At 47.0% G+C, this 23,708-nt stretch carries 18 protein-coding genes and 1 pseudogene; 12 read left to right on the plus strand and 7 right to left on the minus strand.

Going from position 1 to position 23,708, the window contains the following annotated elements; translation table 11 throughout:
• Nucleotides 1-639 precede the first annotated feature (639 nt).
• Both IEY34_RS03540 and IEY34_RS03545 read right to left on the minus strand, forming a co-directional pair.
• Nucleotides 640-3,009, minus strand: coding sequence for a helix-turn-helix domain-containing protein (locus IEY34_RS03540; protein WP_189007674.1), 2,370 nt, complete (start codon nt 3,007-3,009; stop codon nt 640-642).
• A gap of 119 nt (nt 3,010-3,128) precedes the next feature.
• Nucleotides 3,129-4,394 carry an MFS transporter gene (locus tag IEY34_RS03545; protein WP_189007677.1) on the minus strand — a complete coding sequence of 422 codons (1,266 nt, stop codon included), beginning with the start codon at nt 4,392-4,394 and terminating at the stop codon, nt 3,129-3,131.
• 158 nt (nt 4,395-4,552) lie between these two features.
• On the opposite strand from IEY34_RS03545, the gene IEY34_RS03550 reads away from it, so the two are divergent.
• The 3 genes from IEY34_RS03550 to IEY34_RS03560 all read left to right on the plus strand — a co-directional run bounded on the left by IEY34_RS03550 (nt 4,553) and on the right by IEY34_RS03560 (nt 6,026).
• Nucleotides 4,553-4,786: a cold-inducible protein YdjO-related protein gene (locus tag IEY34_RS03550; protein ID WP_189007680.1), complete on the plus strand. Its 234-nt coding sequence runs from the start codon at nt 4,553-4,555 to the stop codon at nt 4,784-4,786.
• Nucleotides 4,787-4,914: 128 nt separating this feature from the next.
• Nucleotides 4,915-5,361, plus strand: coding sequence for a DUF2663 family protein (locus IEY34_RS03555; protein WP_189007683.1), 447 nt, complete (start codon nt 4,915-4,917; stop codon nt 5,359-5,361).
• Between the two features lie 56 nt (nt 5,362-5,417).
• A complete protein-coding gene (locus IEY34_RS03560) occupies nt 5,418-6,026 on the plus strand; it encodes a carbohydrate-binding family 9-like protein (RefSeq protein ID WP_189007686.1) in 609 nt (202 codons plus the stop codon).
• Nucleotides 6,027-6,606: 580 nt separating this feature from the next.
• Here the strand turns inward: IEY34_RS03560 and IEY34_RS03565 are convergent.
• Nucleotides 6,607-7,806 (minus strand): ornithine--oxo-acid transaminase, encoded by a 1,200-nt coding sequence (locus tag IEY34_RS03565; protein WP_189007689.1) that lies wholly within the window; start codon nt 7,804-7,806, stop codon nt 6,607-6,609.
• A gap of 254 nt (nt 7,807-8,060) precedes the next feature.
• Between IEY34_RS03565 and aspA the strand changes: the two genes are divergently transcribed.
• Together aspA and IEY34_RS03575 are read left to right on the plus strand one after the other, a co-directional pair.
• The gene (aspA, locus tag IEY34_RS03570; RefSeq protein WP_189007692.1) at nt 8,061-9,479 is read left to right on the plus strand and encodes an aspartate ammonia-lyase; all 1,419 of its coding nucleotides are present in this window, start codon (nt 8,061-8,063) and stop codon (nt 9,477-9,479) included.
• 225 nt (nt 9,480-9,704) lie between these two features.
• Nucleotides 9,705-9,989: pseudogene (locus IEY34_RS03575) on the plus strand (transposase zinc-binding domain-containing protein); the annotation flags it as partial.
• 641 nt (nt 9,990-10,630) lie between these two features.
• Here IEY34_RS03575 and IEY34_RS03580 read toward each other — a convergent pair.
• Both IEY34_RS03580 and rocF read right to left on the minus strand, forming a co-directional pair.
• Nucleotides 10,631-11,320 (minus strand): DUF1361 domain-containing protein, encoded by a 690-nt coding sequence (locus IEY34_RS03580; protein WP_189007695.1) that lies wholly within the window; start codon nt 11,318-11,320, stop codon nt 10,631-10,633.
• A gap of 115 nt (nt 11,321-11,435) precedes the next feature.
• On the minus strand, nt 11,436-12,353 hold the full coding sequence (gene rocF / locus IEY34_RS03585) for an arginase (RefSeq protein ID WP_189007698.1): 918 nt from the start codon (nt 12,351-12,353) through the stop codon (nt 11,436-11,438).
• Between the two features lie 226 nt (nt 12,354-12,579).
• On the opposite strand from rocF, the gene IEY34_RS03590 reads away from it, so the two are divergent.
• The 4 genes from IEY34_RS03590 (at nt 12,580) to IEY34_RS03605 (ending at nt 17,365) form a co-directional block, all read left to right on the plus strand.
• Complete coding sequence (locus IEY34_RS03590) at nt 12,580-14,244, plus strand: AraC family transcriptional regulator (RefSeq protein WP_189007702.1); 1,665 nt, start codon at nt 12,580-12,582, stop codon at nt 14,242-14,244.
• 206 nt (nt 14,245-14,450) lie between these two features.
• Nucleotides 14,451-15,386, plus strand: a complete 936-nt coding sequence (locus IEY34_RS03595; protein ID WP_373291145.1) for a FecCD family ABC transporter permease — start codon at nt 14,451-14,453, stop codon at nt 15,384-15,386.
• Nucleotides 15,386-16,405, plus strand: a complete 1,020-nt coding sequence (locus IEY34_RS03600; RefSeq protein WP_189007708.1) for a FecCD family ABC transporter permease — start codon at nt 15,386-15,388, stop codon at nt 16,403-16,405. The genes IEY34_RS03595 and IEY34_RS03600 overlap by 1 nt, the downstream gene beginning before the upstream one ends.
• A 21-nt stretch (nt 16,406-16,426) precedes the next feature.
• Entirely contained in the window at nt 16,427-17,365 is a 939-nt protein-coding gene (locus tag IEY34_RS03605) for an iron-hydroxamate ABC transporter substrate-binding protein (RefSeq protein ID WP_189007711.1), read from the plus strand.
• A gap of 255 nt (nt 17,366-17,620) precedes the next feature.
• On the opposite strand, the gene IEY34_RS03610 is transcribed toward IEY34_RS03605, so the two are convergent.
• Together IEY34_RS03610 and IEY34_RS03615 are read right to left on the minus strand one after the other, a co-directional pair.
• Entirely contained in the window at nt 17,621-18,853 is a 1,233-nt protein-coding gene (locus IEY34_RS03610) for an aminopeptidase (protein ID WP_189007714.1), read from the minus strand.
• Between the two features lie 69 nt (nt 18,854-18,922).
• Complete coding sequence (locus tag IEY34_RS03615) at nt 18,923-19,696, minus strand: helix-turn-helix domain-containing protein (protein ID WP_189007717.1); 774 nt, start codon at nt 19,694-19,696, stop codon at nt 18,923-18,925.
• A 160-nt stretch (nt 19,697-19,856) separates the two neighbouring features.
• Here IEY34_RS03615 and IEY34_RS03620 point away from each other — a divergent pair, with 160 nt between their 5' ends.
• From IEY34_RS03620 to uxaC, 3 genes are all read left to right on the plus strand, one after another.
• Nucleotides 19,857-20,666 carry a phytanoyl-CoA dioxygenase family protein gene (locus tag IEY34_RS03620; RefSeq protein WP_189007720.1) on the plus strand — a complete coding sequence of 270 codons (810 nt, stop codon included), beginning with the start codon at nt 19,857-19,859 and terminating at the stop codon, nt 20,664-20,666.
• A 123-nt stretch (nt 20,667-20,789) separates the two neighbouring features.
• Nucleotides 20,790-21,725: a VanW family protein gene (locus tag IEY34_RS03625; RefSeq protein ID WP_189007723.1), complete on the plus strand. Its 936-nt coding sequence runs from the start codon at nt 20,790-20,792 to the stop codon at nt 21,723-21,725.
• Between the two features lie 125 nt (nt 21,726-21,850).
• Nucleotides 21,851-23,251, plus strand: a complete 1,401-nt coding sequence (gene uxaC, locus IEY34_RS03630; RefSeq protein ID WP_189007726.1) for a glucuronate isomerase — start codon at nt 21,851-21,853, stop codon at nt 23,249-23,251.
• The last annotated feature ends 457 nt before the right edge of the window (nt 23,252-23,708 follow it).

Raw genomic sequence — 23,708 nt, forward strand, 5'->3', positions numbered from 1 at the left:
AGACAATTAGGGTCATTACAGGATGAAAAGCAGAATGAAGACCAGAATGAAGAACGGAATGAAGACCAGAATGAAGACTAGAATGAAGACTAGAATGAAGAACCCAACCGCGGGTTAGGTTCTCTAAAATCACACGCTCGGAGGTGAATAAGCAAGCTAAACGGTTACTACTTAGGTAGCCAAGAAATGAACTTGACCGCGAAGTAAGGATAGAAGTGAGGAGTGTAGAGGAAGGTTCTGTTTCAATAGCGTGGAAGTGAAGCTAAGGGATCGTGGCCACCAGTTGTTCTCCACTTTCGACGGTACCTGCAATCTCGGTGTCGCCTGGCTTCGCGACCCTGAGAGATCAGCCTCTTGTTAGCTAGGAACAGAGGGAGGGAACTATAGGGCGCTATTTAGGCAAAAAGCAGGGAAGCGAGGGTCATAGCGGAACTACAGGGTCTTATTTCCACGAAAAACGCTGGATTGCCCACGAAAAAGCAAAATAGCGTACTGTAGTTCCCTTTAGCCCCCGATAATGCCACTTTTGGCTACAATAGCGCCCTGTAGTTCCGTCTGCGCGAGGCAGCTGGAGTAACTCCGCGTTCATTCCAAAACATACCTTATTCCGAGCGCTTCGGACCACTTTTTCTCCCTATCCTACCTATCGATCAACTCTTTATATTTCCCAGGCGTGATGCCTTCCACTTTCTTGAAGACGCGGATAAACGCATTAATATCGTTGAATCCAACGCCATACGCGGCATCGCCGACAGACTGCTCGTGTTGTCTTAGAAGCTGCTTGGACTTGTCAATTCGGACTTTATTGATGCGATCGAGCAACCCTTCTCCGACATAATCTTTGAAGAGCTTGGATAAATAGGTTGCTTTACGGTCAAAATGGCTGCCGATCATCGTCACATTTAAGTTGGCATCCGTATAATTGTGCTCAATGTAAGCAGTCACTTCCTCAACCAGCTGCTGCAGCGCTTTTTGACGTGTAAGCGAGATGGTATGCTGACGTTTGGCGGCTGTGTAAGCACAGACTTGGGTTAACATTTCATTCAATTGCTGATGCATGTTTTGCACCGTTTTACTGCAGAGAAGACGATCCAGCAATTGGGGGTTGCGGATGAACAAGCTCTCCTGAATATCCCCGGTTTCGCTGATGCTCTTCATCATCGTTGTGACCACATTCAGCATGAGGCATTTGGTTAAGGAGGCGGAGATATCGCGATTTACGAAATTTTTGTCCATAATCTCGGTCAAAATACGCTGTGCTTCCTCCAATTCTCCGAGCTTAACGGTATAAAGGAATTGCTGCTCTATCTGCGCAGGGTAGTCATAACCCGTGTTGGCATCACAAGCCACATTCTCTTGCAAAACGTCATAGGAAAGAATTTCGCTGCCGCCCATAACCAGCTTGTAGGCCATAGAGTCAAGTGCTTCCAAGAAAGCTTGTGGCACTCTCCCGATATGTTCATGGATGCTGCTGATAGCGATGGTCAAATGAATATCATATGTGGCGGAAAGGAACGTCTGTGTTTCTTCCGCGATGCGAAGCAGTTCCTCTCGGGAACTGGCGCCCTCGCCTGCTGTTAAATTGACTAAACAGGCTAACGTGTCATCAATTTCCGCCACATAGCCGCGGTGCTGTTTAGCTAATAGCTCCTCGATGACATTTTTGATAATAAATCGCAGCAGCTTCCATTTCTCGTCTTCAGGCATATGGCTGACGCGACCTGTGAACGTTTCACTCTGATCGACAACGAACAGCATGACGGCATAATCCGGACGATCCAGCAACATATCAAAGGTAGTTAACGCTTCATCAATCGGGATTTGACTGTTAAGCTTGCCTTTCAAGAGCTTCTCGATAAAATGGGATCGCACAATGTGACGCTGCTGGTCCATTTTATTTTTGAAATCAGCGACTTCAATTAAGGTTCTGTCTACAGCTTCCTGAATGAAATGAAACTCATTGAACCGCTGCTGCGAAGATTGGTTCTGTTTGAGCGTGAAAGCATGAACAAGGCGGCGGACTGGATGGTAGTTCCTGCGCAGAAAGACATAAGTCAGAATACCCCCGCCAAGCAAGCTGATAGCCATGCTCAAATACGTTAGATTGCGAATATGAGCCGCTTTTTGCCAATAGATCGTGCTAGGCATGATAGAGACATAAGTTAATTTGGAACGTGGAGAATGTATTGTGAATACTTCATAATTCTGCCCTTCCGAGCTTTTGTAATAGAACTGCGTTGAGTTGGCTAGTTGCGTGTATGGAAAGTCTGCAGGGAGCGTATTGGTTGAGTTGGAAGCAAGTATCTGATTCTCCTCATTCAAAATAAGCACATGGCCTTTATTGAAGATCTCCATATTCTGAATCGCTCCCAGAATGCGGGACTGATCCACCATAATCACATTAGTAGCTTGCGGTTTGCCATGCTCCATCGGATAGCTGCTGATATACGCGACAGTCTTGAGCAGTTTGTTGTCACTGCTGATACGATACATCGGGATGAATCCTTTGAAATTATCGCGATTCAGAGTCTCTTGCCACGAAGTGAAAGGAAATGCATCACTTTTGTGCAGAGTTTCGTAGGCAAAGTCAATTGTTCGCACTGTGCCTGGGAGAATAACAGATTGATCTTTATTTAAATAAACATAGAAGGAGTCGATAAGTGGATAGGAGGTTTGATAGAGCGTGAAGCTGCGGGCGATTTGGTAAACATCGTATCGGTATTCTTTGGGGAAAGCATCATATTTATTGGAATAGAGCAGCTCCTGCATATTCACATTCCAGGTAAGTTCAAAGTTTAATTGCTCCATCGTTTTGAATTGGTTGTCCATAATTTCGCGAACTTGCTTCAACAAGGAATCATTCGCTTGCTGGATTTCTTCCTTCAGCGTACGATTGGATTCAACATACAGAAGCAAGCCAATGGCAACGGGCAAAAGGAGAATGACAATATAAGAAATCATCCAAGTTAAGACGATGCTTTGTCTGTTGAAGATGATTTTAGTCCGCATGGAAAGTAACCTCCTCACATTCATCAAGCGAGTAGGAGCATGAGATATCCAAATGAATGCGCTCTCAATTCATTGTATTTCCTTTCTATCGCTCAAGTCAACGATAGAAAGAAGCAATTTTAACCGGATTCCTCCACGGGTTTAAAGCGATCTTTTCCGAAAAAGAAATAAAATAAGTACGAAATTAGAGAGTAGACGACGGCAGTGATACAGAAGGCATAAGCGTAACCATAGTAAGAACCGTAATGCAACACGAGGCCCGTACTAACAGGAGATGCGAGAAACCATCCCAGATTAAAAACCGCTTCGCCCGAACTGGAAGCCAACCCGCGAAGCGAGCGGTGAACATAACTCATTTTGATCGAATTGTAAAAAGGATTGGCCGCATTCATCAAGGCTTGTCTGAACAAATAGCCACCCGAAGATAAATAAAAGTTAGCGGAGAAAGCCGTCAACAGCAGGAATGGAATCGAGCTTAGCTGTAAGTAAACAACCGACTTGACTTCCCCATAACGCTTTACAATCATAGGCCCGATAAGAAAGGCGATTGCCGTAGCACCCTGACCCAAAGCGACAACAATCCCGATCGCGGACTTGGAAGCTTCGAATCGATCCTCGAAATAGACATTAAGGTAGGGGACAACCATCCCTCCTGCTGTTGATGACAGGAGTCCCAGCAAGCAGAAAATACCGATCACCTGAATCGAAGTCTTATGATTACGCCACAGCAGCTTGATTGCGAGCTTTTCCCGGCGCGGTTGAATTTCCTGTTCGCTTTTTTCGAACAGAGCCATCGGAATGACGCCCAGTGCGGCCATGCCGACACCGATTAATAAAGTAAAGCGAAGACTATGAATTTCATCCAACCCGATCAGGAATTGGAAAAAGTCGCAAAGCACACCGCCAAGCGCAATACCGATGACATTGGCAAACATAACCAAAGCCATATTGAAGCTAAATAAGTGTACGCGCTGCTGGGGCGTTGAGTTATTGGCCATGAATGGCAAAATTGTCGCCGAAACGACCGCGAGTGCCATACCGCCTAAGAAGGCGCTGACGAGCATGCCCTGCTGACCTTCAATCAAGGAACGTGCTGTCAAAGCGGCAATCGTGAACATAAGTCCAAATGTAATAACGCGTTTCGGCCCTAACCGATCGTTCATGATTCCAGCTGGAATTAATATGATAGCAGAGGCAAGCGCAGTCATCCCCACGATACTTCCGACCATTGTTTGCTCATACCCCAAGCTTCTCACATACAGATTATAGACAAGACCAAACATGCCTAAGCCTAAGTTCCAAGCAAAATTAAACCAAAAGAAAAGCATAATATTTCGACTGTATCCGTGAAATTGATTTTTCCATTCTTGCAGTAAATGAGTCATCTTGTTGTTCCTGCCTTTGGATTCTGTGTCTAATTTGTAACCGCATTATCCATTCTACCACTGGTAAATAAATTTGAACACGGGAAAGACTTGATATTCGAATCGATCTGTATAATAATAAGTAGTCTAATCTATGAAACAGGGAGAACTTAACTGAAATGTCTACATCAACGAGTACCGTGACGGAAGAACAAAAGCCAGAAGTCGAACAAATTGAGATTTGGAAATGTAAGGAGACAGATTGTAAAGCATGGGTTCGTAAAGAATTCGTTACGGAAGCTTTACCAACTTGTCCGTTATGTAAAAATCCGATGGTGCGCAGCTATAAGCATGTGCCTGTGGCGGCTAAAAAAGGGAACAAAAAGTTTCTAGTAGGAAAAAAGCGGTTTTAAGTTGATTGATATAACTGTGAATGACCAAAGCATCTTCAGCCTAGCTTGAAGAGAGATGCCTTTGGTCTTTTTTTATTGGAAAGAATTCGGTTAGACTAGCATATGTTGGTAGAGAGGGGGAAGTGTCTATGCAAAAATGGCCAGAACTTAATCTTAGCGACGATACGAACAAGCTGTTGGAAGAACTCAAGGCTCGGAAGCAGAAATGGGACAAACTCAAAGCGATTCAGCCTGTGTTTGCCATCGTGACAGCTGCTTTCGTTTTCTTTTTTATTTATACGTTTTATCGAAAAGTGTTAGTGACCTCTGGCGGCAATGCGCTGGCCATCCTTGATTTGGTCATATCGAATCCGCTTCTCTCTGGCTCACTCCTGATCAGCATATCGCTATTTCTTTTCACAAGGAACCGGATGAATCAGATTGAAAAAGCGAAAAGCAAATATGAGGATTTGCGTATAGAAGTGATAGAAAGACTAGACACCTCCTGGTTAAAAGATGTAAAGTCGGAATCAAGAGATCAAATTTCAAGCTTTTTACATCAGGAATACGATATCAACATCGTTTACAAAAGTTAGAAGCTGGAAAAGCATCTGAAATGAGAATATCAGACAAGGGGCGTAGGAGGGCGAACATGAGATATGAATGCAATTATGTAGAAGCGCTTAATGCGGGGCAAATCGACTGGGCTCAGATGCCTGCCAATCTGCTATGTGAAGTTGTAACTGGTGCGACACCGCGATTGGAAACATTTTTTCGTGCTTGCTGGAGCGAGGAGGCTATCCATATTCGTTTCGAATGTGAGGATGATCACATTGTGGCGACCATGGAGCAGCGGGACGATCCGATTTATTTGGAAGATGTGGTTGAAGTATTTATCGACACCGTGGGTACTGGCAAGGTTTATTATGAGTTCGAGGTAAGTCCTCGGAACGTCGTCTTTGACGCGATCATTCACAACGATCTGGAAGGTGGCAAAGAGGTCGATATTTCATGGGATGCGCCAGGCTGGCGAACGGACGTAACGCAGCGAGCGGATGGTTGGCAAGTATATGATCTGATGATTCCTTTTGCAGATTTGGAACATACCTCTCCGCGCCCAAGCGCGGAATGGCGCTGGAATCTATACCGCATTGACGACGATAAAGAAGGAAATCGCCACTATTGGGCGTGGTCGCCAACCCATGCGGTCAATTTCCATGTTCCGCAGTGTTTTGGGACGCTGGTTTTCGTGCGAGCTTAGAGCGGCTTGTAATTTTAATCGTCCCAAATTGGATTTAGGCTATGGATAAGAGTTCCCTGGGGGACTCTTATTTGCGTTAAACTCTGTGACCTGCCCCTGTGCCCTCAGTGACTCCGGGTGCCCCTGTGCCCCCAGTGACTCCAGTACCCCCGTGCCCCCGCGACCCTCCCGCTTTTCCGCGAATAGAAGCTTGCAGGGCTCTTGCTTGCAGGGCTCTTTAGTCTTAGAGTAGCTGTAATTTGAAGGAATCGGCCTCAGATAAGAGTCCCCAGGGACTCTTATTTCACGCCAAACCCTCACTTTTCCGCGAATAGGAGCTTCCAGAGACTCTTATATGTTGGAGTAGCTGTAATTAGAGGCGAATTTCCATGGATAAGAGTCCCCAGGGACTCTTATTTCGCGCGAAACCCCGATTTTTCTGCAAATAGGAGCTTCCAGAGACTCTTATGTCTTAGAGTAGCTTAGTATGGCAAGTGAGAGTTTTGGTTGGCTGGTTTAAGGAATAGTTTACATCCATAGGGACTCATTTGACTGGATTTTCTCCAGTGAAACATAACACAGAACCACATCCAACCCCTGCCTAGGAGGAAAGCAGCACATCGGAAACTTGCTGCCAAGCCCAATCCAGCTCATCCCTAGTGATCGTCAGCGGAGGAGCCAAACGAATAATATGCGCATGCGTTTCCTTGCAGAGCAGTCCTTTGGCTAGTAGCTTCTCGCAGTAGGGACGCGCGGGAACCGTAAGGTCAATCCCAATGAACAGGCCGCGGCCCCGCACTTCCGCGATGACGGGGGACTGAATTTTCTGCAGCCGCTGGAGGAAATACGTGCCCAGTTCATCCGAACGCTCTGCGAGCCGTTCGTCTTCTATAACTTCAAGGGCCGCGACCGCGACTGCGCAGCCGAGCGGATTGCCCCCGAACGTCGAGCCATGGGAGCCAGGCTCGAACAGTTCAAGAACCTCCCGATCCCCCGCTACGGCGGAGATCGGGAATACACCGCCGCCGAGCGCTTTGCCCATGACATACAGGTGGGGGGTGACCCCCTCCCAGTCACAGGCAAAGCGGCGGCCCGTGCGGCCGAATCCAGTTTGGATTTCGTCCGCTACGAACAAGACATTATTCGCCTTGCATAGCTCATAACAAGCCCGCAGGTAGCCTGCCTGCGGGATAACAATGCCAGCCTCGCCCTGGATCGGCTCAACGAGAAAACCCGCTGTGTTCGGCCCGATGGCTTCACGGAGCGCCTCGGCATCCCCATAGGGGATGATGCGGAAGCCAGGCGTGAAAGGCCCGAATCCGCGCTGGTACTCCGGCGAGGAGGAGAACGATGTGATCGTGACGGTGCGTCCGTGGAAATTACCGTCGCAGACGATAATTTCGGCTTGGTCGTCCGCGATGCCCTTCACATCGTATCCCCAACGACGCACCGCTTTAATGGCGGTTTCGACCGCTTCTGCCCCGGTGTTCATCGGTAAAATCATCGGTTTATCCGTATATAAAGCCAATTTTTCATAGAAGGCGCCAAGTGTTTCACTGTGGAAGGCGCGCGAGGTCAAGGTGACCTTCTCGGCTTGTTCATGCAGCGCTTGGAGAATATGGGGATGTCGATGTCCTTGATTCAAGGCGGAGTAAGCACTTAGCATATCCATATACCGATTGTTTTCCGGATCTTCAACCCACACGCCTTGAGCTTTGGCAATGACAATCGGCAGCGGGTGGTAATTGTGCGCACCGTATTTTTCTGTTTGTTCAATGATCCTAGAGCTATGCGTATCCATAAAAGGTTCCTCCTAAAGTCAATGGACTTGGGGCTTTGCTATAGTGTATTCCGGAAATCAGAGATAAAATCATGGACCAAACGTATATCCGCGGCAATTAAGCTAAAAATAACCATGGTCATAGCTTTCGCTGCGCTCTCACTAGGTATTCGTCAAATTTTAATTGACCGGTGATTGATAAATATAACAGAACATGTTAGATTTGAAGTGTCCACATGTGCATCATACTTTAATTAAAAGGAACGGTGTGTTCGATGACCTATCGTGTTGAGAAAGACTTTTTAGGTGAGAAACAAGTTCCAGCTCAAGCGTATTATGGGATTCAAACGATGAGAGCTGTAGAAAATTTTCCAATTACGGGCGTCAAAATTCATGCTGAGTTGATTACGGCACTTGCCGAAGTGAAGAGGGCAGCTGCGCTTGCGAATATGGACACCCATATGCTTCCTAAGAAAATTGGAGAGCAGTTGGTGAAAGCCGCTGAAGAAGTGCGGCAGGGCCAGTTGATGGAAGAGTTTATTGTAGACTCTATCCAAGGCGGAGCCGGTACTTCGATCAACATGAACATGAATGAAGTGCTCTCCAATCGGGCGTTGGAGCTTATGGGCGAGGCGAAAGGGAACTATTTTCAATGCAATCCGAACAACCATGTGAATATGTCCCAATCAACGAATGATGTCATTCCTACTGCGATCAAAATTGCCGCTTTCCGATTATCTGAACAATTAACAGAAGCCTTAACTTCTTTGCAGGGCGCTTTTGCCCGGAAGGAAGTTGAGTTCGATGATGTGATAAAAATGGGACGAACCCACTTGCAAGATGCGGTTCCGATTCGATTAGGTCAAGAATTCGGCGCCTATGCCCGTGTGCTGCAGCGTGATATTAACCGGATCCGTCAGGCATCCCAAGGGCTGCTAACTGTCAATATGGGAGCGACGGCCGTGGGCACGGGGCTTAACGCCAAACCGGAATATGTCGAACGGGTTATGTTTCATTTGAAAGGCGAAGTGGGCATCCCGATTGTATTATCTGAGCATTTGGTGGATGGCACGCAAAATATGGATGCCTATACAGAGCTTTCTGCGTCTTTGAAGGTATGTGCCGTTAATCTTTCCAAAATATGCAACGATATTCGCTTAATGGCTTCCGGGCCACGGGCCGGACTAGGGGAGTTGAAGCTGCCGCCAAGACAGCCAGGATCTTCGATTATGCCGGGGAAAGTGAATCCAGTTATGCCAGAGGTTGTGAATCAGGTGGCGTTCCAGGTCATTGGAAACGATCATACGATTTGTTTGGCCTGTGAAGCCGGGCAGTTCGAGCTCAACGTCATGGGTCCTGTACTGGCCTTTAATCTGCTGCAATCTCTTAAAATACTGCGCAACGCGGCCGATGTGTTCGAACGCTTCGCCATCGAAGGCTTGGAAGCCGATCGTGAACGCTGCGCGAACTATGTGGAACAGAGCTTCGGTATTGTAACGGCTCTGAACCCGCATCTGGGCTACGAAGTCGCCGCGCAATTAGTGAAAGAAGCCGTGCGTACCGGAATGACGCTCAAAGAGCTGATTCTGGAGCGGGGGCTTCTCACCCAAGAGGAGATCGAAGAGATCCTCAATCCGATTCAAATGACGACGCCCGGCATAGCCGGCGAGAGACTATTGCAGCTTACGGACTAAGCGCATAGAACTAAAAGAGCTGTTCACAAGGTTAATAACCTTGTGAGCAGCTCTTTTTTTCATATATAAGAATTTATATGTTTTGGGGTGAGCGAAGCTTACTCCTTATTTAGAAAGTTTTTTTGGTGGATTTAAGGGATTCTCCCTTTTTAGTTTTTTGGTACATGTAGAGTATGAAACAGGACATCCTACACCAAATTTTTCTTTGATGACAATCGCTACTATGAAGCCAATAAAAGCAAGCATGGCAAAAAGATACGTCCCGTAGTGCTGAAAGAAATCCGAAAATTTCGAGATTGTGGAGACCCGAAAAAAGGGTTTGAGCTGCTCGCATGTGAAGGGTGTCACGATCTTAAGGTGGTGCCTTTTTGGTGCAAGGGGTGTTTCTGCACGACGTGTTCATGCGGAGAAACGGAAGAGTGGAGCCGTGTCTTGTCTGAGGACGTATGTCAAGTCAACCATCGTCATGTTATCTTGACCATCGACGAAGGTCTAAGCGACATGTTTTTGGGTTGGGGTGAGTGAAGCTGGCCCAGAATTTAAATGTTGTAGATTGACACCAATCTGAGGTATAAACAAGCTATTTGGCAGAATGAGATCCTCTAGCTTTGCAATCGCGCGGAGATAAGGGAACGTCAAGCCGCGATTGTAGGAAAATGTGTCAGGATAGGGATCCAGAGGGAACTACAGTGCGCTATAATTCCGAAAACCGCCATATTCCACGCCAGAGGGAACTACGATCCGCTATTGCACCCTTTCTCGGTTGGAATCAGCAGGTTCCGCTTAAATAGCGGATCTCAGTTCCTTTTCATGCTACTTTTACCCCAGTTACCGCCATTTAGCGGATCATAGTTCCTTTTCACACGATGCTTTCTGTCATTGCAAAGCCCAAAGGGTAAACCGCCAAAGAGACCGTGGAGTCAAACTTGCATATACTCTATTCCCGCATGCCCTCTTAATGATTTTAGAGAAACAGCTTCCTTATCTTCTAGAGAACCCTGCTTCAAGAATGATGTAATCTTACGAATGAGCGAGTATATGCAAGAAAAACGCTAGGAGCAGAGGGAGAGGACTAGGATCCGCTAATTCTAGGGCGGCAAAGCCGCTTTTTTTTACTGTATTCAACCAACCTCCACAAGATGAAATAAGAGTTAAATGCGCTGATCCGATTTTGCATTTGTCCCCAAGCCATTGATCATGAAGTAGAAGGTGGCGTAAACCAGCATAACGGAAAGGCCTACCACGAAACAGAAGAGGAACGATTCTCCGCTCAAGGTCATTCGCAAAACACCCCAAATGTTATTGTCCAACAAGGCATCCCAGCTGTTCAAACGATATTCTCTGCCTAGTAGAATGCCATACCCGCACAGGAGTGAAGTCACTCCGATCCCGATCCATGACAGGAAGGCATTAAACATTCTTCTCGCGATAAGATGCATGATGTACATGGAACTGCAGCCCAGCAAGAGGCTATTCCAGGCAAATAAAAAGATGGTATAGAAATCATACCAATAGCGATAAGTGAGGGTGCCATTCTGTGCATACGTATGCTTCATAATCGTTAAGTGGATAAAATCTGTCAATACATAGGGTGAGTTAGGGAGAAATAACAACCATCCAAGCGCGAAAATCATCAAGAGGCTTACTTGTATAATCGTAGATTTGTGCTTGTGAATATAGGAGGCTGCCAGAGCAAGCAGATAAGGAATCCAGGCAAGGAATAGATTCCAGATCAGAAAATCATAGTACGTTAAATCTTTGAAAAATTCGTAGACGCCTACTGTAATGAGCGAAAATAAACCTAAAAATATAAATAGGTACCTGTTATTCAGTGTTTTCATCGTAGACTCCAAGTGTGTTATTCCTATTTGTTAGTGTAATTCCTTCTATAGTTTACCTGTATTTTCCATATCGGGCAAGCCAAAAAAATCCCCCGTTGTGCGGGGGACCAGAACCTCATAGAATTTGCTTGCCTAACAAGGAACTAATTAAGCCTACAGCCAAATGGGACGTTTTATTATTATCATCCAGCAGCGGATTTACTTCTACGAATTCAGCGGAAGTTACAATGCCTGCTTCAGCAAGCATCTCTACTGCTAGATGAGCTTCGCGGAAATGAAGGCCGCCTTTGACCGTTGTTCCGGTACCCGGAGCTTCTAATGGATCAAGAGAATCTACATCGTAGCTAAGATGTACACCGTCTGTTTTAGCGCTTATATAATCAATGGCTTCCTGCATCACATGTGCCATGCCTTTGCGATCAATATCATACATGGTGAAGCATTTGATTCCTAGGGAACGAATGAGTTTCTTCTCGCCTTCATCCAACGAGCGTGATCCGATGAGGACGATATTTTCTGGTTTTATTTTCGGTTGCTTATGCTGGATCTCTGTTAATAACGGATGTCCCATGCCTAGACTAACGGCTAACGACATCCCGTGGATATTGCCCGAAGGGCTCGTTTCCGCTGTATTCAGATCAGAGTGAGCATCAATCCAGATGACACCCAGATTCGTGTAATGCTCGGATAATCCAGCTATCGTTCCAATAGCTATACTATGATCGCCACCTAGAATAAGTGGAAAATGCCCCTGCTGAACGACTCTGGAAACTTCCTTCGCCAACCTTGTGTTTACTTCAACCACTTCTGCCAAATACTTGAGATTAGTATGATTCACTTCAGCGGCTAAGGGAGCAGCTTGGTCATCAGGCAGCCTAATTTCACCCGTATGCTCGGCGGTGATGCCCATCTGCTGCAAACCGCGCAACAATCCCGCTTGCAGGATGGTTTTGGGTCCTTTACTGGCTCCGCGTCGGCCTGCCCCTAGATCAAATGGCACGCTAATCGCACTAATTGTCGGTACGGTACTCATACGATCAACTCCTCTTGACTAAGATTCCCAGTAAACAAAAAATCATGCTGTCTTATCGCTATTAGATTACCATTTATTTCGTGTTTCCGTATATGTTTCATTATATGAAAGGCTACTTCCATTGGTTATCGGAATTCAATTTGTTTTTGAGAAAGCCAACCTCGTGCCGATATGTTATACTATTATGAGAATGATTATCAATTGTTCGGTAAAGGTGGGATTTGACTTGCATAGCGGTTTAAATCAAGAAGCGTATCTAACTGGTACCTTGCTGGAGCTGAGTAAACTTGAAGTGATTACTTATACAGCTAATTGGAAATTTGAAGTAGTAAAGGCTGATAAACATACATTGCTTTTTTTCGTAAAAACAAGAGGTCAGCTGCTTATGAATCAGGAAGAAATCCCGATTTATGGTAAAACGCTCTGTTTGCTGCTGCCTGGAATGAGCGCGCAGACGATGAATTTGTCGGGCAATGAACATAGCTTGATCTATCAGCTTGAATTCGAATTATTTCGCATGGGGGAGAAAACGGATTTGCGCAAGGTTTTTGACCGCGTGCTTGATTTCCCGGTGCAGGGCTTGCTGCAAGCGGATCTACTGCTATTTCAGCGAAAAATACAATTGCTTGCATCCGCTTATGGCGTATCCAGTGTGAGAGAGCATTTGCGTCAGCAGTATGTTTATGAATTGTTGGAGCTGATTCTCAAGGAACAACCGCCAGTAGCAACTACGCCTAAGGATGCCGATGCCTCGATCCAGTTGACCATTCAATACATGCAGGATGCTTATGCAACAGATTTGAATTTGGATACGCTTGCTGAACTTGCCGGCATGCATCCGGCATATTATTCGCAGCGTTTCAAACAAAAGATGAATAAAACGCCGATCGAATTTCTTACGCAAATCCGGATGAATAAGGCGAAGGAAACCTTACTCGTGTCTGCGCCTAAGATTAAGGATTTGGCTGGACTGGTCGGGTACCGCGACGAGTTCTATTTCAGCCGCCGCTTCAAAGAAAATAGCGGCTGTGCACCCAAGCAGTATACGAGCGAGCAGCTTGAGAGCATTGTGTCGTTATCTTATCCGTATACCGATCATCTGACTACGTTAGGCATTGTTCCTTCGGCAGCGCAATATCACCGTGCAGCGTATTTACCTGTGGAGGCAAAATCATTAAATTTGCCATTGCATGCTGTTGAGGCTTGGGAAATAGGCAGGCAGGCCTTTTTGGAAGCCAAGCCAAGCTTGGTGATTTGCAAAGATAATGTCGTCCTGAAAGCCAGAGAGCATATCAGTGATATAGCTCCTATCATTTCCATTCCATGGGCTACCCTGGATGTATTTGATCACTTAGAGGAAATTGGACAGTTGGTTGGGCGAAGACAGGCAGCCAAGGAATGGATTCAACGCCATGAATATATAGCGGAGCTGGCAAGGAAACGGGTTCACAAAACTTTCGGGAATCCGACCTTAACGATTTGCCGGATGACAAGCAAGGGGCTGAGGCTGTATGGTGCACGGAATGTGGGGCATATTTTTTATCGCGCTCTGCAATTCATGCCCCCAAGCCGTCTTAGTCAAGCGATGAGCCTGCATCGTGCAGGGACTAACTTTAACTGGATATCCATGACGCCGGAAGAATTAAACCAATATGAGTCCGATTACATGATTATCTTAACCTCATCGGAGCAAGCTGCTTCCAAGCTGCGCCACCAGTTAGTGACAGATCCAGCATGGCTGCGACTGCCTGGGATCAGGCAGGGACGCTACTTCCTTTTGCAGTGGGATGAATGGATGGTATATGCACCGCAAGCGATTGAGCAGCTTCTTGAGAAGGCGACTCAGATGCTGATCAGTACTCCGCTGACCCAAAGCCGTTTGCAACTCTGAAGGAAATCTTAAAATTATCCAAGGATTTAATCTTTGAAAATGACATGGACGAAAGTAAGATACATTTCTATAATTATTTTATTGATAATGATTATCAGTATTAATGAGAGGTAAGGATTTTACTCATGGATTCGAGTCGTCCGAGGATGAACGGTATTACGCATGGAGGGATAGGTCTCGCAACGATTGCTGTACTGCTGTTTATTATGTTTACTGCTATTTCGTTCGGAGCTAAGGATTTAACGCTGGGGACCGTATGGTCAGCCGTTTTCCAGTATGACCCAACGCTAACTTCACATCAGATTATCCATGAGTTGAGGCTGCCGAGAGTGATAGGCGCAGCTGTGATCGGAGCTGGCTTTGCCGTTGCAGGTGCTCTCATGCAAGGCATTACACGAAATCCATTAGCGGATTCCGGCATTCTGGGAGTCAACGCAGGGGCTGCAATGATGGTTGCCCTGAGCTTCGCCTTTTTCCCGAATCTGCCCTATTCAGCGCTTATGTTCGTTTCTTTTATTGGCGCTGTGGCGAGTACTGCTTTTATTTTCTTGCTTGGCGCTTCAACTCCAGGCGGCTTAACCCCGCTGCGTTTAACGTTGGCGGGAGCCGTAGTAGCTGCCATGCTGCATTCGCTGAGCTCTGGCATTGCGATTTATTACGATCTTAATCAGGATCTTGCATTTTGGTATGCAGGCGGGGTTTCTGGTGTGAAATGGCCCCAATTGAAGCTGCTGGTGCCTGTGATTGCACTCGCCATCCTAGGTGCGATGATGATCAGCCGCTCTGTTTCCTTGATTGCTTTGGGCGAAGATGTTTCTGTCAGTTTGGGTGTTCAAACAAAACGCACACGCCTGATAGGAATAGCGCTGGCTGTGATTCTTGCCGGGGTAGGCGTTTCCGCCGCAGGTTCCATCGGATTCGTTGGACTCGTTATTCCCCATATCGTAAGAAAGATCGTGGGGGTAGATTATCGCTTCATTATCCCATTATCGGGATTACTCGGAGCCATCTTGCTTGTGCTCGCTGATTTGGGTGCTCGCATGGTTCATCCGCCGAAGGAACTGGCGATCAGCTTGATGGTAGCGATGGTCGGTGTCCCCTTCTTCCTGTATCTGGCCAGGAAAGAAAGGAGGGCCTTGTGATGAGCTCACTTAGGCGCATTCGCCGCAGGAATCTAAGCCTAACGGTCGGGATTAGTCTCCTGCTCATTAGTTTGCTGGTCATTCTGATTAGCTTGAACACAGGCTCGATTCGGCTTTCACCATTTGAGGTTTGGCAGACTTTTGTAGGTCAGGGGAGTCCGGATAGTCAACTGGTATTGTTCGAATACCGACTGCCCCGCATATTGATTACGATGCTTGCAGGCATCGGTTTAGGCGTCTCCGGAGCGATTCTTCAAGGGATCACCCGCAATGGGCTTGCGGATCCCGGTATTCTGGGGCTTCATGCGGGAGCAGCATTTGGTTTGATTGTGTTTGTTAGCTTTTTTCATGCCGTGAAAGGCATGCCATCTTTGCTCATTCCAGTTTTTGCTTTTGCCGGTGGCATTGTGACGGCTGTTCTCATTGTCATCTTGGCCTATGACCGTCACAAAGGTATCGTACCTATTCGCCTGATTCTGGTTGGTATCGCGATTGCGGCAGGGTTCAGCGCGGTTACGTTATTCTTGTCGCTGCGGCTGGATGAAGCGACATACCGTTTTACATCCAGATGGCTGCTGGGCAATGTGTGGGGAAGAGATTGGATCCATGTCTATGCCCTATTGCCGTGGATCCTTGTCTTCATTCCGTACACGTTCTCCAAGTGGAAAGTCATGAATGCCTTCTCGTTGGGGGATGAGACAACCGCGGGTATGGGCATTTCAGTGAACCGCGAACGCATGCTGCTGTTGATGAGCGCTGTTGCGCTGTCCAGCGCCAGCGTCGCGATGGCCGGAGGCATTGGTTTCCTGGGGCTAGTCGCGCCGCATCTGGCACGGCGACTCGTCGGTCCCATGCATCAATATCTGCTGCCGATAGCAGGGTTGATCGGGCTAGTGATTCTAGTTGCGGCCGACACCATCGGGCGTTCGATCTTTCAGCCTAATGCGATCCCGGCCGGTGTCGTTGTAGCAGCCGTCGGGGCGCCGTATTTTTTGTATTTATTAATAAGAACGAAATAAGGATCTCGAAGGAGTTTAATGATGAAAAAGAAAAATATTGCACTCATGAGTATGGTCAGTTCGCTATTCCTATTAGCGGCTTGCGGCCAATCCGCTGCCCCTCAAGGCGCAGCAACGAAGACACCAACAGCAACAGCAACTGCGGCGACCACAGTAAAACCGGTTGAGAAGGAACCGCGCATTGCCTCGTTGTCTATTCATTTGACGAATGATCTGCTTGCACTGGGGATTACACCAGTAGGTTCTGTTATGGGAGGAGACCTCAAAGCTTTCCTGCCGCATGTCGCTGATCGCCTGCAAAATACGAAAAAGCTGGGTGTTGTGACGGAACCCGATATGGAAGCCTTGCTGGCTTTGAAACCAGAAGTCATTTATTTGGATCAACAGTACGCTGGCAAAGATATAGCCAAATACGAGAAAATCGCCAAATCTGAAGTGTTTAATCTCGATGACGGCACATGGCGTGACCATTTGAAAAAAATCGGCAAGCTCGTTAACCGTGAACCGCAAGCGGAAACGTACATCAAGGATTACGAAGCGCAAGCGACGAAAGTGAAAGGGCTCATCAAGGATAAAATCGGGGACGGCAAGGCTATGGCAATCCGTGTGACGGCCAAAGAATTGCGTGTGATGGGCATGAAACGTCCATTAGGACCGCTCCTGTTCACGGATCTGGGTTTGAAGCCGGCAAGCGGCGTGGAGAAGATCGAGAAAGCTTATGAAACGATCTCCCAAGAAGTTCTGCCTGACTATGATGCTGACGCCATATTTGTCATTGTGAATAATGAGGATGCGGCTAAAAAGGTTTTTGAACAATTGTCTGCCAATCCCATTTGGAAAGGGCTAAAAGCTGTCAAAGCCGGGCATATTTACCCGATCGCCGACCAACCTTGGCTAGATTACTCAGCTATCGGCAACAAAATGGCGCTTGACGCTGCGGAAAAGCTATTCGCCAAGTAACACCCATAGAGGCTACCCTAAAGTCAGTTATCTCACTGGCGCTAGGGGCAGCCTCTTCTTGTTTGTGCTGCAGCAAGGAGCAGGAAATGTTGGATGTCCGGATGTCATTCCTGATATTGCCGGCAGCTAAGGAACTGTAGGATGCTTATAGACGAGAAAATGGCTGCTTTCGAAATTTAATGAACTGAGTTAGCGCTATCGATCACTTTATTGGCCGAATAAAGGGTGTTGAGTTCGTTAGACGATTAACGACGATTAAAATGCCCAGTTGCCTTGGCGGAAGATAGGCTCAATGCGGCCATCCGCGTGCTCGCCATCAATATCCATTTCGGCAGAACCGATCATAAAGTCAACGTGAATCAAGCTATCGTTAAGACCGGCTTGCGCTTGCTGCTCCTTCGACATCTCAGCTCCACCCTCGATACAGGTTGGGAAAGCTCTGCCCAAAGCCAAATGGTTGGAAGCATTCTCATCATACAACGTATTAAAGAAGATGAGGTTTGAATTGGAAATCGGAGATAGATGCGGTACGAGTGCGATTTCACCCAAATAATGCGCTCCTTCGTCCATCTCGATCATGGCTTGCAAAGACTCGTAGCCTTCTTCAGCCGTGTAGTGGACGACACGCCCGTTCTCGAAGGTAAGCGAGAAGTTGTTGATAAGATTGCCTTGATAGCTCAAAGGCTTCGTACTGCGAACGGTTCCTTGGGTCCCTTGACGCAGCGGTGAGAGGAAGACTTCTTCTGTTGGGATATTCGGGTTAAACTCGAAGCCCCCGCGGCCATTCGTTGCTGATCCGCCACGCCAAACGTGATGCTCAGGGAGTTGCACGGTAAGGGCAGTTCCAGGTGCGCGGTAATGAATTTTGTGGAATTTCTTTTCGTTCAGCTGTTCCCTTTTGTTGCGAAGTGTAGCGTTATGTTCCTGCCAAATTTGCACAGGATCCTCTTGATCAACACGGGTAGCTTTGAAGATAGCGTCCCATAAGGCGTTGATCGCTGCTTGTTCATCCAGCTGCGGGAACACTTTTTTGGCCCAAGCTTCGGAAGGAGCGGCTACGATCGACCATGTCATTTTGTAGGATGACATATGTTCTCTCCACTTCACTAATTTCGGACCTGCGGCTTTGGAGTTAGCGGAAATGCGGGCAGGATCAACATCCTTGAGCAATTCTGGATCATCCGCATCAATCCATAAATAAGCGCCGTTGTTATCGGCCAATTCGCTGAGCGCATCCGCTCTCCACGTGGGATATTCGTTGAAAGCGTCGTCAGGAGCGTTGAGATATCTGATCTGTGTGCAGATTTCATCCTGCCATTCAATATGTACATGCTTGGCCCCGGCTTTATAAGCTTTGGAGGAGATCAGGCGTACCAGCTCAGGCTGCAGAATTGGGGCGTTAATCCAGAGTGATTGACCGGACTGAATGTTCAGAGAAACACGGACGATAAGCTCTGCGTATTTATCAAGATTGCGTGCAAAGGTCATGATGAATCCTCCTTTATTTTAAATCTTGCTAGCAGTTTATCCTGAGATGAGCCGACTGTCAAATAAATTTTACCGTTGGTTTTTGATGAACGTAGAGGGGGTCATCCCATGCCATTTGCGGAATTGATTGGTGAAGTGGTTATAGTTTTGAAACCCTACATCGTAACAAACTTCCGAAGCGCTTCGGCCCGTATGCTCCAGCATTAATACAGCTTGTTGAATCCGCATGCGATTCAGGGTATCGATAATGGACAGGCCTGTGCTTTCTTTGAACAGATGCGATAATCTTGAGGGGGAGAGTCCCACGGTTTGGGCTAGCTCCTCGATCCGAATCGGTTCACGCATGAGCTGTGAGAGCAGTCGGAGCACTTCTTCAATGCGAGGGTCCATGTTGCGCTTGGTTTTCTGCGCCATGATCAACAAGATTTCTCGCAGTGAGCCGCAGCACAGCTCGAACCAGTACTCGCCGCGTTCACGGGAATCCGCCAGAATCCGGCTGAATGCCTGGAATATCCGTTCGCGCGTAGATTCATTCTCAATGGTCAGATAAACGACTTCTTCCTGTGGAAGCAGGTTTATTTCCGAAAAAAAGGCAGGGAAATGCGCCCATACAAATTGCCACGTATGGTTCTTCAGTGTGCCATAATGATGAGCGGCTCCCGGTGCCAATAATACGATATCGCCTGTTCGGCAATCGCGCTTCTCCTCGTTATAGTTGACATAGCCTTTCCCGTCCAGCGTAAACATCAATAGCCAGTCCTGTCGCCCATGAGGACGCTTGACGACATAGGATTCCGGTTCATTATAATGGCCTGCCAAGAGCTCTTGTACGTCTAACTTCATTTCCGTCGTTTCCTTTCGCTAGAAGCTTTGGGACATCTTCAGTATATCAATAAATAGCAGGATTGTATGAGTATATAGCACTATTATTACTTCTATGCCTGCTTGCTTTCCGTTATGCTGAAGTCAGGGAACAAACATGATGATAGGGGAGGGGAGCAGGATGAAGCCATCCTTGCTTAAATTGACGAAGGAACAGAAGCAGCATTTTGAAACAGAGGGGTATGTGATCGTGAAGGGACTGTTTTCAGAGCAGAATCTCGCGGAAATTGATGCAACCTTTGAGGCGATTAGTGATCAAACGGTTCCGGGCTATTTTGAACCTGAGCGGCAGGCTGAAGTCATGGATCCGTTGAAACGATACCCGCGTGTGATGCACCCGCACCGGTTTAATGAGACAGCCATGAGATATATGCTGCATCAGCCCGTACTCGAAGTGTTAGCAGATTTGTATGAGGAAGAAGCGTTGGCTGCGCAAAGCATGTTTTATTACAAACCGCCAGGATCTCGCGGGCAAGCGCTGCATCAGGACAACTTTTATTTGCAAGTGGAGCCTGGCAATTGTATTGCGGCCTGGACGGCGATTGATGCGGCTGATGAGGAGAATGGCGGCCTGCTCGTGGTACCCAAAACGAACACTTATGATATTTCGTGTCCTGACATTGCAGATGCCAAAGAATCATTTACTACACATTATGTGAAGCCGCCCAAAGACGAAAAGGCCATGCCAGTCATCATGGAGCGCGGCGATGTTCTCTTTTTCAATGGCAATCTGATTCATGGTTCTTATCGCAACAAGACGAAAGATCGCTTTCGTCGGGCGTTTATTTGCCATTATGCTAACGCTTCAGCCACACACATCAGCAACCATTACCGACCTTTGTATCGACAAAACGGTGATCCGGTTTCCTTAGAGGTTAACCCCAGCGGCGGGCCGTGCGGTGAAGAATTTGAGAATGTATATCCTCATTAAGCATTAACATGTATTATGGAGAATCGTTCCAAGGCCGGGAGACTGGTTTGGAACGGTTCTTTTTTCGTGCATGCGTATGGAATGATGTCAATTGTTTACAATAGGGGAGGGGTGAATAACAATATGATGATGGGATGGATGGCGGGATTGCTGCTTTTCTCACAGCAGGTAATCGTGCCTGAGCGTTTGACGCTTACGGATGATAAGGGGCAAATCACAGCCAATGTGGATAAAAAAGCCTACTCCCTGGAGTATTTGGATATCCCCTTAGTTGATAATGAACGATTGCATCAGCTAACCGACGAGGTGGGGAAGAGGATCTATCGGAAACCAATGAATGCCACCATTAATGACAGTGGCGCTATAGTCAAAGAGATTCCTGGCGTTCAACTGAATCAAAGTGCGTTTGTGAAACAATTTTATCAACATTTTTATGATTCGAATTCGCTGAGCTTTGAGGTGCCTCAAATGCCGGTGTATCCCAAAGTGGACAGTGAACTATTGGCGAGCATTCGTGTGCGTCCAATCGGTTATTATGTCACATACTTTAACTCAAATAATAAGCATCGGTATACGAATATTAAGCTGGCTGCTCAAGCGATTAATAATTATGTTGTTCAACCGAATGAGACCTTCTCGTTTAATCGCGTTGTAGGCGTTAGGACGCGAACCAAAGGCTATATGTCAGCCAAAATTATTGTGAGAGGTGAATTCTCCGAGGGGATTGGCGGAGGGATTTGCCAAATTTCTTCGACTTTATTCAACGCGGCGGATCGAGCCGGCCTTAAGATTCTGGAACGATTCTCTCATAGCAGGTCAGTACCTTATGTCCCTTCGGGTAGGGATGCTACCGTCAATTGGGGGGGGCCGGATTTCAGCTTCAAAAATACGTATAATCAACCGATCCTGATTAGGGCTCATGCCATGCCTGGTCGCGTATATGTGAGCATTTCGTCCTCCGAAATGATTAACTACAAACCAAGGCATGTCCCGAGTGCTTCGGATACGTTGCCCGAAGAAATTAACGCAGGGACGGACGTGGATCAATCTGTCCCTTAGCATTCGAAGGTCAATATATGCACATATTTGTATAAATAAAAGCAAAAAATCACAAGACTTCGGGTTCACCTTTCGCTAGAATAAAAGGCAGATCATTCAGCTTGAGAAGGGTGGAAATCAGTTTCATGAAAACATTTTTGGATGAGAATTTTTTGCTTACGAATGAGACAGCGGTTAAATTATTCCATGAATTTGCCAAAGATTTGCCAATCATCGATTATCACTGTCATCTAAGTCCTAAGGAAATTTATGAAAATAAACAATTCAATACCATCACCGAAGCTTGGCTGTATGGCGACCATTACAAGTGGAGAATGATGCGTGCCAATGGCGTCGAAGAGAATAAAATTACGGGAGAAGCGAGCGATTATGATCGTTTTGCTGCGTGGGCCGCGACGCTTCCGATGGCGATTGGCAATCCGTTGTACCATTGGTCCCATATGGAGCTTCAAACGTATTTTGGCGTTAATGACTTCATTAACGAGCAGAACGCGCCTGTGATTTGGGAAAAAGTCAACGCGAAGCTGGCTGAGGGGAACTCACGCGCTCGCGATTTAATTACGAATTCCAAAGTTACGGTCATTTGTACGACAGATGATCCAGTGGATTCCTTGGAATATCATATCAAAATCAAAGAAATCAAAGATTTCAACACACAAGTATTGCCGTCCTTCCGTCCTGATAAAGCGCTGGAAATCAACCGTGCGACTTTCTTGCCATGGATCAGCCAATTGGAGAAATCCGCAGGCATCACGATCAGCTCCTATGATAATCTGTTGGCGGGACTTGCAAGCAGAGCCGAATTTTTTGCTTCTGTTGGCTGCAAAGTATCTGATCATGCCTTGGATTATGTGCCTTTTGCGGCTGCGACCAAAGAAGAAGTAGATGAAATCTTCAAAGCCGGATTGGCGGGTAAGGCTGTCAGCTTGGAAGACGAGAAGAAATATAAAGCGTTCACCTTGCTGTTCCTGGGCGGCATCTACAAAAAGCTGGATTGGGCGATGCAGTATCATATCAATGCTTCCCGGAACAATAATGGACAAGCTTTCGCTACATTAGGACCGGATACGGGCTTTGACTCCATTAATGATAGCTCGGTTGCCAGCGCTCTTACAGGTTTGCTGTCATCTCTGGCGGTTGCGGATTCGCTGCCGAGAACGATTCTTTATTCTCTGAACGCGCGGGATAATGAAATCCTCGCATCGTTGATGGGCAGCTTCCAGGGCGATGGCATCCCAGGCAAAATCCAGCTCGGCGCGGCTTGGTGGTTCAACGATACGAGAGACGGCATGGTGCAACAGATGAAATCGCTGGGGAACTTCGGTTTGCTTGGCCGCTTCGTAGGGATGCTGACAGACTCCCGCAGCTTCTTATCCTACACGAGACATGATTACTTCCGCAGAATCCTCTGCAACATGTTTGGCGAGTGGGTCGAAGCGGGCGAATTCCCGAACGACGAGCAGTTGCTGAAACAGTTGGTTCAAGGGATTTCATATGATAACGCGAAGCAATATTTCGGCTTCTAAAATAAGCTAACCTCCGCGCTTGCGCTGAGGCTGCTGAAATCGTTGATTTCAGTGGCTTTGGCGTAGGGTGGAGGTTTTTTGTTTTTTTGGCGGGCAGCATGGGGGCGGTGCTGGAGTAAGAGTAAAAGTAGAAGTGTAGGAGGAGGTCTAAAAGTGACCAATTTGTTGAACATCTAGGCAGAATGGAGGGGGATAAGGAGTTGTGAGTGGCGAGTTGTAAATGAAAAGGAACTATGATCCGCTAATTGGCTGGAACCGGGGTAAAAGTAGTATGAAAGGGAACTGAGGTACGCTAATGAGCGGAAAATGCTGATTTTGACGGGGAAATGGTGATATAGCGGATCGTAGTTCCTTTTGGAGTAGGATTAGGCGGTTTTCAGCATAATAGCGGATCGTAGTTCTCTTTGGGCTGGGCGATGGCACAGAACGTAGTGTGAAAGGAACTTAGTGGTGGGTG

Origin of the sequence: Paenibacillus marchantiophytorum, assembly GCF_014640555.1 — a bacterium.
Classification (GTDB): domain Bacteria; phylum Bacillota; class Bacilli; order Paenibacillales; family NBRC-103111; genus Paenibacillus_E; species Paenibacillus_E marchantiophytorum.

Excerpts from the sequence above, each read along its gene's own strand:
- IEY34_RS03625 (WP_189007723.1), top strand. The coding sequence starts at position 20,790 with ATGATGATGGGATGGATGGCGGGATTGCTGCTTTTCTCACAGCAGGTA.
- IEY34_RS03560 (WP_189007686.1), top strand. The coding sequence starts at position 5,418 with ATGAGATATGAATGCAATTATGTAGAAGCGCTTAATGCGGGGCAAATC.
- IEY34_RS03595 (WP_373291145.1), top strand. The coding sequence starts at position 14,451 with ATGTTTACTGCTATTTCGTTCGGAGCTAAGGATTTAACGCTGGGGACC.
- IEY34_RS03540 (WP_189007674.1), bottom strand. The coding sequence starts at position 3,009 with ATGCGGACTAAAATCATCTTCAACAGACAAAGCATCGTCTTAACTTGG.
- IEY34_RS03600 (WP_189007708.1), top strand. The coding sequence starts at position 15,386 with ATGAGCTCACTTAGGCGCATTCGCCGCAGGAATCTAAGCCTAACGGTC.
- IEY34_RS03615 (WP_189007717.1), bottom strand. The coding sequence starts at position 19,696 with ATGAAGTTAGACGTACAAGAGCTCTTGGCAGGCCATTATAATGAACCG.
- IEY34_RS03605 (WP_189007711.1), top strand. The coding sequence starts at position 16,427 with ATGAAAAAGAAAAATATTGCACTCATGAGTATGGTCAGTTCGCTATTC.
- IEY34_RS03545 (WP_189007677.1), bottom strand. The coding sequence starts at position 4,394 with ATGACTCATTTACTGCAAGAATGGAAAAATCAATTTCACGGATACAGT.
- IEY34_RS03565 (WP_189007689.1), bottom strand. The coding sequence starts at position 7,806 with ATGGATACGCATAGCTCTAGGATCATTGAACAAACAGAAAAATACGGT.
- IEY34_RS03550 (WP_189007680.1), top strand. The coding sequence starts at position 4,553 with ATGTCTACATCAACGAGTACCGTGACGGAAGAACAAAAGCCAGAAGTC.
- uxaC (WP_189007726.1), top strand. The coding sequence starts at position 21,851 with ATGAAAACATTTTTGGATGAGAATTTTTTGCTTACGAATGAGACAGCG.
- IEY34_RS03555 (WP_189007683.1), top strand. The coding sequence starts at position 4,915 with ATGCAAAAATGGCCAGAACTTAATCTTAGCGACGATACGAACAAGCTG.
- IEY34_RS03580 (WP_189007695.1), bottom strand. The coding sequence starts at position 11,320 with ATGAAAACACTGAATAACAGGTACCTATTTATATTTTTAGGTTTATTT.
- rocF (WP_189007698.1), bottom strand. The coding sequence starts at position 12,353 with ATGAGTACCGTACCGACAATTAGTGCGATTAGCGTGCCATTTGATCTA.
- IEY34_RS03610 (WP_189007714.1), bottom strand. The coding sequence starts at position 18,853 with ATGACCTTTGCACGCAATCTTGATAAATACGCAGAGCTTATCGTCCGT.
- IEY34_RS03620 (WP_189007720.1), top strand. The coding sequence starts at position 19,857 with ATGAAGCCATCCTTGCTTAAATTGACGAAGGAACAGAAGCAGCATTTT.
- aspA (WP_189007692.1), top strand. The coding sequence starts at position 8,061 with ATGACCTATCGTGTTGAGAAAGACTTTTTAGGTGAGAAACAAGTTCCA.